General features: G+C 57.1%; 16 protein-coding genes. 6 read left to right on the top strand and 10 right to left on the bottom strand.

Features of this window, described 5'->3' with window-relative positions; genetic code table 11:
- Positions 1-162: 162 nt before the first annotated feature.
- The 6 genes from G3578_RS14230 to G3578_RS14255 form a co-directional block, all read right to left on the bottom strand.
- Positions 163-1,014, bottom strand: a complete 852-nt coding sequence (locus tag G3578_RS14230) for an ABC transporter permease (protein WP_165213622.1) — start codon at positions 1,012-1,014, stop codon at positions 163-165.
- Positions 1,014-1,940, bottom strand: a complete 927-nt coding sequence (locus G3578_RS14235; protein WP_165213623.1) for an ABC transporter ATP-binding protein — start codon at positions 1,938-1,940, stop codon at positions 1,014-1,016. The genes G3578_RS14230 and G3578_RS14235 overlap by 1 nt, the downstream gene beginning before the upstream one ends.
- Positions 1,937-4,198: a type 1 glutamine amidotransferase family protein gene (locus tag G3578_RS14240; protein ID WP_165213624.1), complete on the bottom strand. Its 2,262-nt coding sequence runs from the start codon at positions 4,196-4,198 to the stop codon at positions 1,937-1,939. The genes G3578_RS14235 and G3578_RS14240 overlap by 4 nt, the downstream gene beginning before the upstream one ends.
- 19 nt (positions 4,199-4,217) lie before the next feature.
- Positions 4,218-5,288, bottom strand: coding sequence for a TolB family protein (locus tag G3578_RS14245; protein WP_165213625.1), 1,071 nt, complete (start codon positions 5,286-5,288; stop codon positions 4,218-4,220).
- Positions 5,278-5,856 carry an RNA polymerase sigma factor gene (locus G3578_RS14250; protein WP_165213626.1) on the bottom strand — a complete coding sequence of 193 codons (579 nt, stop codon included), beginning with the start codon at positions 5,854-5,856 and terminating at the stop codon, positions 5,278-5,280. Before G3578_RS14250 ends, G3578_RS14245 begins: the two co-directional genes overlap by 11 nt.
- A gap of 143 nt (positions 5,857-5,999) precedes the next feature.
- Positions 6,000-7,145, bottom strand: a complete 1,146-nt coding sequence (locus G3578_RS14255; protein ID WP_165213627.1) for a PLP-dependent transferase — start codon at positions 7,143-7,145, stop codon at positions 6,000-6,002.
- A 164-nt stretch (positions 7,146-7,309) separates the two neighbouring features.
- On the opposite strand from G3578_RS14255, the gene G3578_RS14260 reads away from it, so the two are divergent.
- The 5 genes from G3578_RS14260 to G3578_RS14280 all read left to right on the top strand — a co-directional run bounded on the left by G3578_RS14260 (position 7,310) and on the right by G3578_RS14280 (position 10,197).
- The gene (locus tag G3578_RS14260) at positions 7,310-8,002 is read left to right on the top strand and encodes a peptidylprolyl isomerase (protein WP_165213628.1); all 693 of its coding nucleotides are present in this window, start codon (positions 7,310-7,312) and stop codon (positions 8,000-8,002) included.
- Positions 8,003-8,103: 101 nt separating this feature from the next.
- Positions 8,104-8,409 (top strand): YfhH family protein, encoded by a 306-nt coding sequence (locus G3578_RS14265; protein ID WP_165213629.1) that lies wholly within the window; start codon positions 8,104-8,106, stop codon positions 8,407-8,409.
- A gap of 70 nt (positions 8,410-8,479) precedes the next feature.
- Positions 8,480-8,929, top strand: a complete 450-nt coding sequence (locus tag G3578_RS14270) for a DUF441 domain-containing protein (protein ID WP_165213630.1) — start codon at positions 8,480-8,482, stop codon at positions 8,927-8,929.
- 96 nt (positions 8,930-9,025) lie between these two features.
- Complete coding sequence (locus tag G3578_RS14275) at positions 9,026-9,166, top strand: hypothetical protein (RefSeq protein ID WP_165213631.1); 141 nt, start codon at positions 9,026-9,028, stop codon at positions 9,164-9,166.
- A 92-nt stretch (positions 9,167-9,258) separates the two neighbouring features.
- Positions 9,259-10,197, top strand: coding sequence for a prenyltransferase/squalene oxidase repeat-containing protein (locus G3578_RS14280; RefSeq protein WP_165213632.1), 939 nt, complete (start codon positions 9,259-9,261; stop codon positions 10,195-10,197).
- Positions 10,198-10,228: 31 nt separating this feature from the next.
- Here the strand turns inward: G3578_RS14280 and G3578_RS14285 are convergent, their stop codons facing one another.
- From G3578_RS14285 to G3578_RS14295, 3 genes are read right to left on the bottom strand one after another with little or no spacing between them, the layout of a single operon-like run.
- Entirely contained in the window at positions 10,229-10,393 is a 165-nt protein-coding gene (locus G3578_RS14285) for a hypothetical protein (protein ID WP_165213633.1), read from the bottom strand.
- A 23-nt stretch (positions 10,394-10,416) separates the two neighbouring features.
- Complete coding sequence (locus tag G3578_RS14290; protein WP_241254629.1) at positions 10,417-11,250, bottom strand: DUF1444 family protein; 834 nt, start codon at positions 11,248-11,250, stop codon at positions 10,417-10,419.
- Between the two features lie 27 nt (positions 11,251-11,277).
- Complete coding sequence (locus G3578_RS14295; RefSeq protein WP_165213634.1) at positions 11,278-12,381, bottom strand: DUF3900 domain-containing protein; 1,104 nt, start codon at positions 12,379-12,381, stop codon at positions 11,278-11,280.
- A gap of 101 nt (positions 12,382-12,482) precedes the next feature.
- Between G3578_RS14295 and G3578_RS14300 the strand changes: the two genes are divergently transcribed.
- The gene (locus G3578_RS14300; RefSeq protein WP_165213635.1) at positions 12,483-13,319 is read left to right on the top strand and encodes a serine/threonine protein kinase; all 837 of its coding nucleotides are present in this window, start codon (positions 12,483-12,485) and stop codon (positions 13,317-13,319) included.
- Between the two features lie 28 nt (positions 13,320-13,347).
- Here G3578_RS14300 and G3578_RS14305 read toward each other — a convergent pair whose 3' ends face one another.
- Positions 13,348-13,503: a hypothetical protein gene (locus G3578_RS14305; RefSeq protein WP_165213636.1), complete on the bottom strand. Its 156-nt coding sequence runs from the start codon at positions 13,501-13,503 to the stop codon at positions 13,348-13,350.
- Between the last annotated feature and the right edge of the window lie 11 nt (positions 13,504-13,514).

The following is a 13,514-nucleotide window of genomic DNA, read 5'->3' on the forward strand; positions in this document are numbered from 1 at the left end:
ATAAGTAATAAGATTGTACCCATTTTTTACAAGTTTGAAAATAAAATTTTATCTGTATTTTATATTTTATTGAATGCCCCCTCTCTTTATCTCTGTATATGATTCGCCAGCCATGAAAAAAACCAACGGCTGTTTTTCCGTTGGTCAGTGTTGGCCATATGCTTATTTGGTCCAATGCCAGGGCAAGCGGCGCACGGGATGCAGCAGATAGGTGCTCCACCCTACCAATATCCCGGTGAATCCCAGGTAGCACAGGGTAAAGATCAGCCATGGCGGCAAGAAGGATTCGCCGGCCGGAACCAATTCTTCCCCCAGCAGTTGGAACATGACATTGACGGGATTCAAGGCGGCCAGCATCTGCAGAGCCGGCTCCTGATACACATCGCCCGGCGGATATTGCTGCGGGTACAATTCCTGCAGCAGATCCGCTGTAAACAGACAGACCAGCCCGGTCCCCACCACGAAGAAGAACGCCAGCCCGTAAGCCGTGATGGTGCTTACGCCGGTCCGTTTGATCCAGGTGGAACAAAACAGCCCCAATGCGCCAAAGAAAACGATGTTGACGGCGAAAAAGAGCACCAGCGTGAACAGCTGCTGGGGCGAGATGCCGCCATACAGGAAGACGAAGCTGTACAACGGCAGGGATGAGATGACCATCAGAAAAATATAGGCGAGCGAGGTCAGCAGCTTGCTCCAAATAATCCGGCCAGGCGACAGTTGGGTGGTCAAGAGCACATGCAGCGTCTGCCTTTCCCGCTCGCCGCTGATCGTTCCCGCCGACAGGGCCGGCGCAATAAAGCAGATCATGGCATATTGAATGACGGCGATCAGGATAAACAGTTCCCGGTTTTCGCCGGGTATCATGATGCTGTTCAGCTGGTTCACATACATGAAGCCAAGCAGGATGGCGCCCATCACGAAGAGATAGAGGCCGAGGATCCAATAGGTGATCTTTTTCCGGAACCGTTCCCGCATTTCCTTGACGATGAGCGGATTGGCGAGAAATGCTTTCATCAGCTGCCCACTCCTTCCGTGATCGCGAGGAAGACGTCCTCCAGATTTTCCTTGGACTCGCCAAAATGGACCACCGGAATACCGGCTCCGATCAGCTGCTGCAGCAGAACCGCCTTATCGACCTCCGTCCCGGTGAATTGAAAGCGAAAATGGCTGCCCTTGTCATCCAGGCGGCGCACATACGGGGATGCCTGCAGCACGGTGCGCGCCGCGTCATGGCTCTGCAGCACCTTCACCTGCATCACGGAGATGCCGCGCGTGCCGGCACTCACTTCCTCCACTGCGCCGCAGGCGATCAGCCGCCCCTTTTCGATGACGCCGATCTCGTCGCACAATTCGGCCAGCTCCGGCAGGATGTGCGAACTGATCAAAATGGTTTTTCCCATCCCGCGCAGTTGTTTCAGGATCTCCCGCATCTCGATGCGAGCGCGCGGATCGAGACCGGAAGCCGGTTCATCGAGAATCAGCACATCGGGACTGTGAACCAGGCACCGCGCAAGCCCCAAGCGCTGCTTCATGCCGCGGGAAAGGGAATCGACGTAGGCATCCGCCTTGTCGGACAGGTTGACCAATTCCAGCAGATCGACGATGATCGACTTCCGTTTTGCCGGTGGAATGTTGTACGCCGCCGCATAGAAATCCAGATATTCCGCTGTTTTCAGATTATCGTACACCCCAAAGAAATCGGGCATATACCCAAGCGCCTGGCGCACCTGTTTCGGTTCCTTCACCACATCATAGCCGGCGACGTACGCCTTGCCGTCAGTCGGAGCCAGCAGGGTTGCCAGGATCAGCATGGTCGTCGATTTTCCGGCGCCATTGGGGCCAATGAACCCGAACACTTTGCCCTTCTCAATATGAAGATTCAGATCGTGCAGCGCTTCAAGCTTGCCGTATTGTTTGGTCAGATGGACAGTCTGGATCATTTGCTTTTCTCCACTCCTTCCAGGCGGAGGTATGGCTGCGGCAGGGAGAAGCGCTGATCCGTCGGGTTGGTGAACCGCACGAGAATCTGCCCTTCCCGATTGAGATACTCCCCTAACTCTTTCCCCAGGATCACCCGTTCTTCCCTTCCTAGCTGTTTCCATTTCCCGGTCTTGGCATGGTAGATCTCTTTCCGGAACGGACGGTACGGGCTCTGATCCAGCGGAATCTCCACCTTCGTCACGTCCAGGCCGCTCTGATCGACCGACAGCGCGAAGGTAACTTCCCCCCTGCCCAGGTTCCAGATGTTGGGATGCCGGTAATCCACGATTCCCTTCTCGTCGATCTTCTGGACGGGCAAAGTCCCGTACGGATACACGATGTGGCCGGAAGCGTCCGGCATCAGCGAGATGTTTTGCACGACGACATTCCAATCATGCTTTTGTCCCTGCTGAAGCAGTTCCAGTGTATGAAGAGGCTGGGAACTGACACCGATCAGCCGGAGCTGGTTGGACTCCCCATTCATCAGCCATTCCTTCTGTCTGGCGATCTGCTGCTCCCGGTTCAGCGCCCGTTCATAGGGGGAGTCCTGATCGCTTTGTTGGGGGAACACGTATTCCTCGATCTTGGCATCCACCTGTTTCTTCTCTCCTGGCTGCAGGGAGCCAAGCGCGATGCGCTGCAAGCCGAGATTCAGATACACTTCCTCCATGGGAAGGCGCGTCCGGTTGACAATCACCCCCTGCAAACGATCGCCATTCGTCTGCAGGACGGCGTCAAATGAGCCGATATCCCGGAGGATTCCGGAGGCGACGGCCTGCTTGATGGACAGGTACGGCACGTTCCGGAACTGGATGGTTTTCGATCCCTGTCCATCGGTTCCCATCATCGTATCGTCATCTGCCATATTCACTTGATTGTAGGCCAGCGGAACGGCAAGGAATCCGTTCTCCGCCCGTACCGAATAGCTGCCCCCGGAGACGGTCAGAAAGGATGCGGCTGTCTGCACCTCCGTCAGGTCCTTATCCAGTATGCGCAGCATGGAAACGCGGTAGCTCGCGTCCTCCTCCGCGACCGTGGTTCGGCCGAACAGGTAAACGGTAACGGAAAGCAGGATGGCAGTGACCGGGATGATACCCCATGCCCATTCACGCCGCTCCCATCGCTTGAGCGCCAGATAGAGTCCCGGCGCCAGAACCAGCAGATACACCAGCCAGATCAGGATGATCCAGCCGACGGATGGCACTTGGACGCCCGGAATCAATTTGCTTAACGACACCAATGAGACATCCAAGGGGCTCCGTTCATCCTTCTCCGCCATGCGCTCAACCGCCTTGCTTTGGGTGAGCACCTTTTTCCACAGCTGCCGGTTATATTGCCAGGATGCCATCGGCTCAGCCGTCACATCATAATTGGCAAACAGATACACGCCCCCGTCGATTTGCTTGGCTGTGATCAGCAGGAATTGCCGGTTGTATACGGGAATGGACGAGAGGGGGAGCGGGGTGCTTCCCGTCCATCGTTCCAGTTCCCCGAGATTGGTCAGCATGCCGCCTTGTCCTCCCGCAACCGGCAGGAGATCCCGGAATTGCTGGACCAGCTCATCATCGCCGGGGCGGGCGGACAGGATCAGCACGCCGCCGCGCCGCACATATTCCTTCAGCGCCGCGAGTTGGTTCTCCTTCAGTTTGCCGGAAGTGAGAGGACCGATCGCGATCATGTCCAGATTTTTGAGGATCCATGATTGATCCGGCAGCGCGTCCGGCTCGAAATGCTGGACGGTAAAAGGAATCCAGTTGTCCAGCCGCTGATCGCTGCCGATGGCCAGAAAATGAAAGGCGCTCGGCTCGTCGGCAATCACCCCGACCACCCGCTCCCCTTTGGGGGTAATCGGCGGAAACTCCTCGGTTGCCATCACCTGCTCCCCTTTGATCAATCGAACTTCTGTCGGTCCCTGCATGAGCATCTCAGCCGGAAGATCAATCGGAACGTTCTTGGTTTCTCCCGCGTCAAGCGTGATGGCCTGCCGATAGATGGCCCGATTCAAACCGGAATGCGGCTCGTCGCCAAACTCCATTTCTCCGGAAAAACGCTCTCCTCCGTTATTGGTGATGGAAACTTCCACACGGGTCCATTGGTTATTCTTGATGACGCCTCCGAGCGGAAGATGGATCGACAAGTCGAACGGTTCATCCGCTGCGGCGGGTATCGCAATCAGGCACTGGACGATCAGGACAAGTGCCAGCAACCATTTCCACATGATTTGTTCTCTCCCTCCCCTATCGTCGAACGGCAAAGCCAAATGCGAGCGACTGCCCCGCTTGGTAGGATATCAGGATCTCTTTCCTGTCGCGCGACCAATCGGCTCGTACGATTCTATCTTTCATGGCTGCCGGGACAGGCAGCATATCGGATTCCACCGATTTCTCCTCAAGCCGGGCCACAACCAGATTGCCCTGCGGCGTCGTGTAGGCGATCTGATCCGGTGCGATCCATGCCGGCCATGTTCCCGGCCCGATCGTGCGCACCTCTCCGGTACGGAGATTCAGCACGGAGACCGTCCCCCCCTTCACGAAAGCGATGGAACCGCCATCCGGCGACCAGTCCGGCTGGCTGCCTTCCGTCACCCTCTTCTCCTGCAGGGAGAGCGTGCTGCTTACCCAAATCTCTTCTTTTCCTCCCGTCATGCGGGTATACGCAATGGACAGGTTATCCGGTGACCAGCTGGGTGTGTGGTAGACGGCTCCCTTCTCTTCTTTCAACAGCCGGCTGCTTGCCCGCACAGCTCCGTCCGGATCGGTTTCCACCAGCCAGATGCGGTTCACCTGTTGATTCTCTTCAACAACCGCCAGCTGTCTCCCGCTGTGGGACCAGGCGACCGCCCGGTACCGTCCCGTGGTGGCAGGCAGGATGAACCGGCTCTCTTGTTGATCCTCGGACAGCGGCCGGGTGTACAAGCGATCCCCGTTTGCCACGTACGCGATATGCTCACCGTCCGGGGCCAGTGCGACCTGTTCGGCGGACTGGGCCATCCGCAATCCGGCCAGCTCCTCTTCGCGCACGACGATGGCATCGCGGGTCACCAGCAAGAGAACGGCCGCCAGGATCAATACCACGGCACCGCCGTAGATCCCCCATACACTCCAGCGCCTTCCGACGTCTCTGTCCGGCGGCTGAGGAGAATGCTGCAGCTCCATCTCCCGCATCCGCTCCAACAGCTTTTCCCTCAACTCCGCCTTCAACTGATAATTGACCGGAACGGCCCGGCGCAGCTGCTGAAGGTGTCGGAGCAGATCCGTGATTGTCGAATCATGCAGTTCTTCCGTTGACATGCGCTCATCATCTCTCATCGCGGTTCCCTCCCTCATACAGCCGTTTCAACTGCTGCAGTGCCCGATAGGAGATCATTTTCACGCTCGACTCGGATTTTCCCAGCACTTCCGCCACCTGATGGATTTTCAATTCGGCGAAATAGCGGAGCGTCAATACATCCCGCTGATCCTGGGATAACATGTCCAGTCTCTCCCGCAGCAAGAGTACTTCCTCATTTGTCAAAAGATTCTGCTCCGGCTGCCAGGTGTCATCCGCCTCATCCTGGAACAGCTCTTCCTGATCCATCGGCGTTTCCCGGTTCCTCCGGACAAAATCGACAAATGTGTTGTGCGCGATGCGGAAAATCCATGACGCAAACGGACTCGTCCGGCTGTACTGGTCAAATTTCTCCAGCGCCTTCAAAAAGACCGTCGTGGTCAGGTCATCCGCATCCCAGGGATTATGCACCCGGTAGCGCAAATAGCGGTTCACCTTGTCAAAGTACTCGTCATAGAGCTCGGTAAAAGAACGCGATTCGAAATATTCCACATTTTCAGAGGGGGGTGACACGGGCTCCTGCACCCCTTGTTTCATGGCCATTCCCATCACTCTTCCTCCCAAGCCCATTTGCTGTTTCTACCTCATTTGACGGATGACCGGGAAAAAGGTCACAGTCGATAAAATTTTTATTGCAGAAAAAGAAAAAGACCCGTCCCGATGCGACGAGTCGGATGCTTGGCAAAGCGGTGCTAGCGGGACAGGGCGCGATCCAGTTCCTCCACGATATCCTCATACGCTTCGATGCCGACGGAGAGGCGAACCAGCCCCTTCGTGATGCCGGTCGCCTGCCGCTGCTCTTCGCTTAAGGCGCGATGGGAGGTCGTGACAGGATGAGAGACGGCCGTCTCGACACCGGCGAGGGACGGGGCCAGCTTCATCCAGCTCAAGGAGCGGTAGAACTGGTAAATCTTCTCTTCATCCGCCAGGCAGAACGAAACCATGGCTCCCTGCTTCGGCCGATCAAAAAAACGGGTGGCCGCTTCGCTCGGATAGTAGGTGGCCTTTACCGCCGGATGGTTCCGCAGGAATGCGGCCACCTTTTTCGCGTTGTCGCATTGGCGCTCCATCCGCAACGCAAGGGTTTTCAGGCCGCGGGCCGCAAGCCATGCCTCAAACGGGCTCAGGGACGCCCCGTAATGAACGATGATCTCCCGCGCCCGCTCCACCAGTCCCGCACGTCCCACCAGGACACCGGCTGTCACATCGCTGTGGCCGCCGATGTATTTGGTCGCGCTGTGGACGACGAGATCGGCCCCGAACGTGACGGGCCGCACGAGATAAGGGGTGGCGAACGTATTGTCAATCATGACGGTTAAGCCGTGCTGCTTGGCCTCCCGGATCCAAAACGGCAGATCCACCACGGTCAGCAGCGGGTTGGTGATCGTTTCCATGAACAGCATTTTGGTCGTGGGGCGCAGATGGCCGGCAAGCGATGATACTTTGGTGAGATCTATCAGTTCCAGTTCGATGTGAATACGGGACAACTCTTTCTGAATCAGGGCGTAGGTGCCGCCGTACAGCTCATGGGAGGCCAGCAGATGATCCCCCGGCTGCAGGACCGCCAGCAGTCCGGCCATGATGGCCCCCATGCCGGATGCCGCACTGACGCCGCGCTCCGCCCCTTCCAGGGCCGCAACGGCATCCGCCAGTTCGGTTTGATTGGGATTCCCGTTGCGGGTGTACAAATAATCGCGTTTCCCGGCATAGTATGCCTCCACCTCTTCCAATCCCGGAAACGCAAATACGGACGTTTGATAGATCGGAGTGGCTTTGCTTACATCGGTTACATGGGGATGGCTGATATGTACGGTTTTGGTTTCGAAACGCTCTGTCACGATGGCATCACCTCTGTCAGCATTTCTCCCATTATAGCAGATGAGGAAAAATAGGGCGAATTGCCCGAAAAAACAGCCAATGGGTCCGGTTGGAATTCACCTGTTCCTTTGTGCTATAATCCTGTGGAACGACCAAGAAGACTTGCAAAGGAAGGTGCACATCTATGAAGCGAATCCTTAGTGCTATCTGTTTGATGCTGCTTGCAACCCTGCTTCTAGCCGGTTGCGGCAACAATGCCCAGGAAACGCCCACTCCTCCGCCCGCACCGGCAGAGAAGCCAAAGACGACGGAACCGGCCGCACCCCCGGCACCAACCGGAGCGAAAAAATATGCCCAACCGCCTGCGATGAAGATCAATCCCAACAAACAGTATACGGCAGTCATCCATACGTCGATGGGGGATATCACCGTACAGCTGTTTGCCAAGGATGCGCCCAAGGCGGTCAACAACTTTGTCTTTCTGTCCAAAGACAAGTTCTATGATGGCCTGACGTTTCACCGCGTCATCAAAGACTTCATGATCCAAACCGGCGACCCCCTCGGCAACGGTACAGGCGGCCCGGGATACACCTTTGAAGACGAGCTGGAAAACGGCCATAAATATGAAGTCGGGGTTGTCGCCATGGCAAATGCCGGTGCCAACACCAATGGCAGCCAGTTCTTCATCGGCTCCGGCCCGGATGTGGAAGGGCTGAAAAACTTCCCCAACTACACGATCTTCGGCAAAGTGACGAAAGGGCTGGATGTGGTGCAGAAGATCGCCAGCGTGAAAGTGAAAGCCAATCCGGTCACCAAGGAAGTAAGCATGCCGGTACAGCCCGTCACGATCAAATCGATTACCATTACAGAGAAGTAACAGGGTGAATGAAGAGCAGCGATCACACGGATCGCTGCCGTTTTTTTCGCCTCACATCCGTTTTCCTGCTACAATGGAAGAGACATAAGGAGGAGATGGCAATGCGTTTGTTCAGCCAAATGACGCTGGCCGAGCTGCAGGAAGAGATGGAACGGCTGCGGCAGGAAATGGACGATGCCAAAAAGAGGGGCGATCTGTCCCAATACCATGTCGTGGAAAGAAAATTTTTCATAGCCAAGTCGTACTTTGTCGGCACCGATGGCTTTCGCGTGGGCAAGTCCTACCGCGTTCACGGGCATGAGGCGCCCTTTACCGTCGATTATTTCAACGGGGTTTTCGCCTGGGGACGGTTCCAGGGAAATGGCGAGCAGCTGGGTTTTCCGGTGGGCATGCTGGAGGAAGAATGACGGCTGCATGCTGCACCACCCCCGGTGCACTCGGGGTATAATAGACAAAAAAAGAAAGCGGGTACCAGCGATGGATATGACCAACCTGTTGCTTTTGCTCTTTCTTGCACTCGGCATTGTGGGGAACAATCCGTCTATTTCCATTTCTGTCACCGTGCTGTTGTTCCTGCGCCTCATTCACTTTGACCGTGCTTTCGGCTATCTGGAACAGTACGGCCTGCAAGTCGGGATTATCATCCTTACCATCGGCGTCATGGCGCCCGTCGCCAGCGGCAAAATTGCGCCGGAAACGATCGTGAAGACGTTGACCGACTGGAAAGCCCTGCTTGCGGTGGCGATCGGCCTGTTTGTCGCCTTCCTGGGAGGGCGCGGCGCCCATTTGCTGACGGCCAATCCGTTGATCGTCACCGGGCTGTTGGTGGGCACCATCCTCGGTGTCACGTTTTTCCGCGGCGTGCCGGTAGGGCCGCTGATCGCAGCGGGCATGCTCGGCTTCATTCTGCAATTTCTTCCCAAATAATCGCAACGGGGCTGCCCCTTTTCTTTTGGATGCATCATTGCCCAAGCACATGCATACAATGTGCGAAAGGAATGCAACAGGAAAGGAAGGTCACCCATGCTGATCTATGAACACGACGGTGTCTATATCGCCGAAATCGACTACCAATCGGAACGCATCGTAAAAACCGGCAAAACGTGGGAAGAAGCCCGAGATCGTTTGCTGACGACCTTGATGGTATTGGAAATGATCGGATAACCCCCGACTGAACGAAAGCTTCCGCAGCGAAGCTTTTTTTGCAGGGCCCCCGCCGACACCAGCGTAAGCTTAAGTCGGCGGGGTTATTTAACATGGAAAGGACGGTGCTCCTGATGATTGAAAGGCAGAAAAAATACCTGCTGCAGTGCCAACTGCCGAGCGGAACGTTTCGGATGTCACCGCACAGTCCGAGCATCAATCCGTATTTCACCAACCTAGCCCTGCTGGCATTGGTCTCCTGCGGCGAGCTTTCCGCGGTCAAAAATCACCTGGATTGGTATCTGGCCCATGTGTCAGCGGACGGGTTCGTCAACGATTACCGCCTGGAAGACGGGAAGGAAATCGACACGGGGAAAGCCGACAGCGAGGACAGCTACCATGCCACCTATTTCACCCTGCTGGCCGCCTATCTGACAGAATCCGGGGACATCCCATGGTGCATCAGGAACCGGGACGTTCTTCGCACGCTCCTGTCCGCCCTGCTGTCGTTGCAGCAGCCCGATGGCCTTACCTGGGCAAAAAGGCGCTGGAAGGTAAAGTATCTGATGGACAATTGTGAGGCATACAAGGGATTGGCCGATGCGGCCTTTCTGTTCGGGGAAATCGGAGAAAAGGAAGCGGCACGGCTCGCCCATGAAGGGGCTCTTGCCTGCAGAAGGGGCATCGCCGCCACCTACGATCCCAAGCGAAAAACCTTCGCGGTCTATGATCGGTACTACCCCCGCTGGACCAAGTGGTATCCAGACGCCACCAGCCAGGCGTTTCCGGTCCTGTACGGGATCATCCCCCCGCAGAGCGGCGAGGCCATCCAGCTGTATGACCAATTGACGGCCAGCTTCCCCTGCTTTGATACCTTTCGCACCGGTGACCTGTATCCATGGATGATCATGGGAGAGTTTGCGCGGCTTATGGGAGATGAGGAGCGTGTCAGGCGGATGGTCAACACGGCGGCAGACTTGTACATCTTTGGTCCCCGGGCCAAGTACTGGCTGATCCATGAAGCGGCCCGTTTTCTCAGGCTGCTTGACTAGCGCCGGAATCCGGGCGGCAGCATGGGTTTCCCTACTTCGGCTGGCGAAGTCCCAGCTTTTTCACGATGCTGAGGAAGAGCTGGTACGTGGCGTTCATCGGCTCGCCGGGTTTCAGCGATTTGCGGTAGGTGCCGTATTCTTCGTACAGCTCATCCAGGCATTCTTCGAGCAGTTCTTTCTCCTGTTTGGTCAACATCCGTGATCCGTCCTTTCTGCTTATCATCCTTTATCCTTGTGCACGATCAGATAGGGCTCCAGCTGCCCCTTGTCGTACAGAAAGGGAAGCGGCGTGATGGGGATCGGTCCCTTGGCCGCAAAATCACTGGCCAGCCGCGCCAGCAGTTGGGCACCCGTGTTATCCTTCAAATCGGCCAGGATCAGCACATCCTGATGCGGGATCGCTACCCCCAGCATCTGTCCCGCCTTCTTCCGGTCATAATCGGCAAGCAGGTCGTCAAGCAGGACGCGGCTGGCCGCATAGCCGTCCCGCGGACTGATGAAGTGGATCAGGTGGGGGCCAACCTGCTGGGAGCGGACCGGAACCTCAAGCTTGCGGAGATTTTCCATGGCATGTGCATGGAGATGGTCGAGGGACCAGCCGGCTTCCGCAAGCATGGGATGATCGATCAACAGATAACCGTCGCCATGATCGAAGGCGAACGCCACCACCGTCTCCGCCGTATGCGGCAGCGTCACGCATGCGGTCTCCCCGTCCTCCCGTCTCACCGACGAGGGATGCCGCACCACGGGATATACCTGCCCTTCTTTTCCCGTCAACCGACGGCTGGCCATGAGTCCACGCACGCCGGCCACGACACGCTCCACAAAGGCGTACAAGGCATCCCGCCGCTGTTCGGGATGGCGCAGCACCCGGTCGTACAGCGCCTCGAGGCTGAGCCGCTTCTCGAGGGGCTGTCCCCCGTCCTGCCGCGTCAGCACCAGGCCGTCCCCTTCCATCCGGCACAGCCATCCTGCAGGCAGCTCCCGGGTTAACAGTTCGCACACACGGCGCTGCACCGAAGAGCGGATGCGTGCCGTATCGTTTTCTGTCATCGCGTTCACCCCCTTCAATTCTTCGGACTACCAGGGCGGCAGATCGTCCCCGTCCTGCTGCTGCATGCGGGGGTTCATGCCGCGCTCTCCCATCTCCGCCAGCAGCTCCTGCAGCGGCTTCGGCTTCAGGAACTCCACCGGCGAGACCCCCTTCTCGAACTGCAGGCTGTCCCCTTCCAGCAGCACGAGATAACGCCCGTTTGCCTTGGCGATGTGTACCCGCGAACCGTAATCGGAGAGCAGGGCGCGGATCTGCAGATGGTCAAGCCTGAACCGCATCTCCACATCCGGCTGCCGCTCCGTGATGAGCTGCATCGCCTCCATCACGGTCTCATGCTCCCAGCGCTCGGACAGCTCCCGCTTCGGAGTGGCGGCCAGCGACTCGATGGCCTCCTCTTCCCGCAATCGCTCTTCCGTCGGTTCCGGATAGACCTGTTCCAGATGCTGCTTCGCAAGCGACACCACTTCCCGCGACACGATATCCGTCACGGTTTGCGGGTATTCGATGTATTTCAGGAACTCTTCAAAATAGCGGGCATGGGAAAATTGATGGATCTTGACGTGATACCAGTCCAGCATGCCGGGCTCAATCATGTGGGGATACAGGATCGATTTCATGTTTTTGGCGTTGATGGCCCTCTCCACATTGGCGATCAACGTGGTTTCATCCGTAATGACGGCCGTTTTCTGCTCAAAGTCGCATTTCAGGATAAACAGGAACCGGTCGTCGAAGCGCTCCAGCTTCGTTTTGACCACGAGCAGCACGCCGCTGCGCACCTGCGATGTGCGCAGATATGCCTGCACCAGCTCCAGGCTGACTTCTTTTCCTTGTTCCTTGCTTTCTGCGGCAAGCAGTTTGTTGAGCAGTGCGTAGTTGGGATTGGACTCGACGCCGTGCCCCTCCGCCACAACGAACTGTCCCAGCTTCGTCGGGCTTCCCTCGCTTTTGGGATTGGCCTCCACTTTCCGCTTGGCGATTTTCACGAACTCGCCGTCGAGAAACGGCCTCAGTTCGCTTCGCTGATATTCGTCGTGCGAGAGCGCCTTGGTCATACGGATGCGCTTGCTGCCGCTCTCTTCCGCTTCTTGTTCAATCACTGTAAAGACAAGCCATTCTATCGAAAAATGCATCGCGCTGTTTCTCCTCGTCCGGTTTGAACGTCCTGATTATATCAGAGCAGCGCGTCTCCTGCTATAATGAACCAAGAGAAACGGACAGGAGGGTGCGAAGATTGTGCTGGAAAAAGGGGAAAGCCTGGTTCCATCGCGTATGGACCGACCGGCCCTATCCCCGCGGAACCAAACTGAAGGATTACCGCACGACCGCTGTGCTGGGGCTGGGCAGCTACGGCATTGCCTATTTGGCCGTCCATGAGCCGACCGGCCGGGAGTTCGTGCTCAAACAGGTAAAGCCCAGCCTGCGCCGCTCGCCCAAAGGCCGGGACCTGCAGACCTATGAGATGAAGGTCCTGCAGGCGCTGGATCACCCGCAGATTCCCAAGGCCGTGGAACGCTTCGAGATCGGGAATGATTCCTTCCTCGTCATGACGTACCTGACGGGGACCACCCTGGAGGATTACTTGTTTGAACATCAGGCTACCTTCACGGAAAGGGAAGCGGTCGCGTTTTTGGCAGAGGTTGCCGACATCGTGCGCTACCTGCACCAGCGGCAGGTGATCCATCGGGACGTGCGCATTCCGAACGTGATCGTCCGGGAGGGGAAACCCTATCTGATCGACTTCGGCCTCGCCCGCTTTCTCGGAGACAAGGACGCAGCCCTCCACGATACGCTGGATCAGTACCCGCCGGAAAAGCGGATCAAACGCCAGGTCGAGCCTGCAAGCGATCTGTATGCGCTCGGCCACTTTCTGTTGTTTCTGCTTTACTCGACGTATACCCCCCAACCGGGGCAGCCGGAGCGTCCCTGGGAAGAGGAGCTGGCCTTGTCGCCGGAGGTACGGAGGATGATCCGCAAGCTGCTGCAGATCGACCCGCCCTATCGGGATGTGGACCAGCTGCTTGCGGAGATCGACCGCTATCTGAGGAAGACGAAGAGCAGTTCAACGTAAGGGTTGAAACTGCTCTTCTGTCATCCTGCTATTCCGCTATGGGCTTCGTCTTCGCGTCATCCATCCGCTGCTGCAGTTCCTTTGCCTCGTCCCGCAGCGTTTCCCGTTCCTGTCGCGTCAAAGTTTCTCCGCCGACAAAGCCGTTCACCAGCAACTCTTCTTCGTCCAGACGATCTTTCCGCATAATCAGCCTCC

The organism is Brevibacillus sp. SYP-B805, assembly GCF_011059135.1.
Classification (GTDB): domain Bacteria; phylum Bacillota; class Bacilli; order Brevibacillales; family Brevibacillaceae; genus Brevibacillus_F.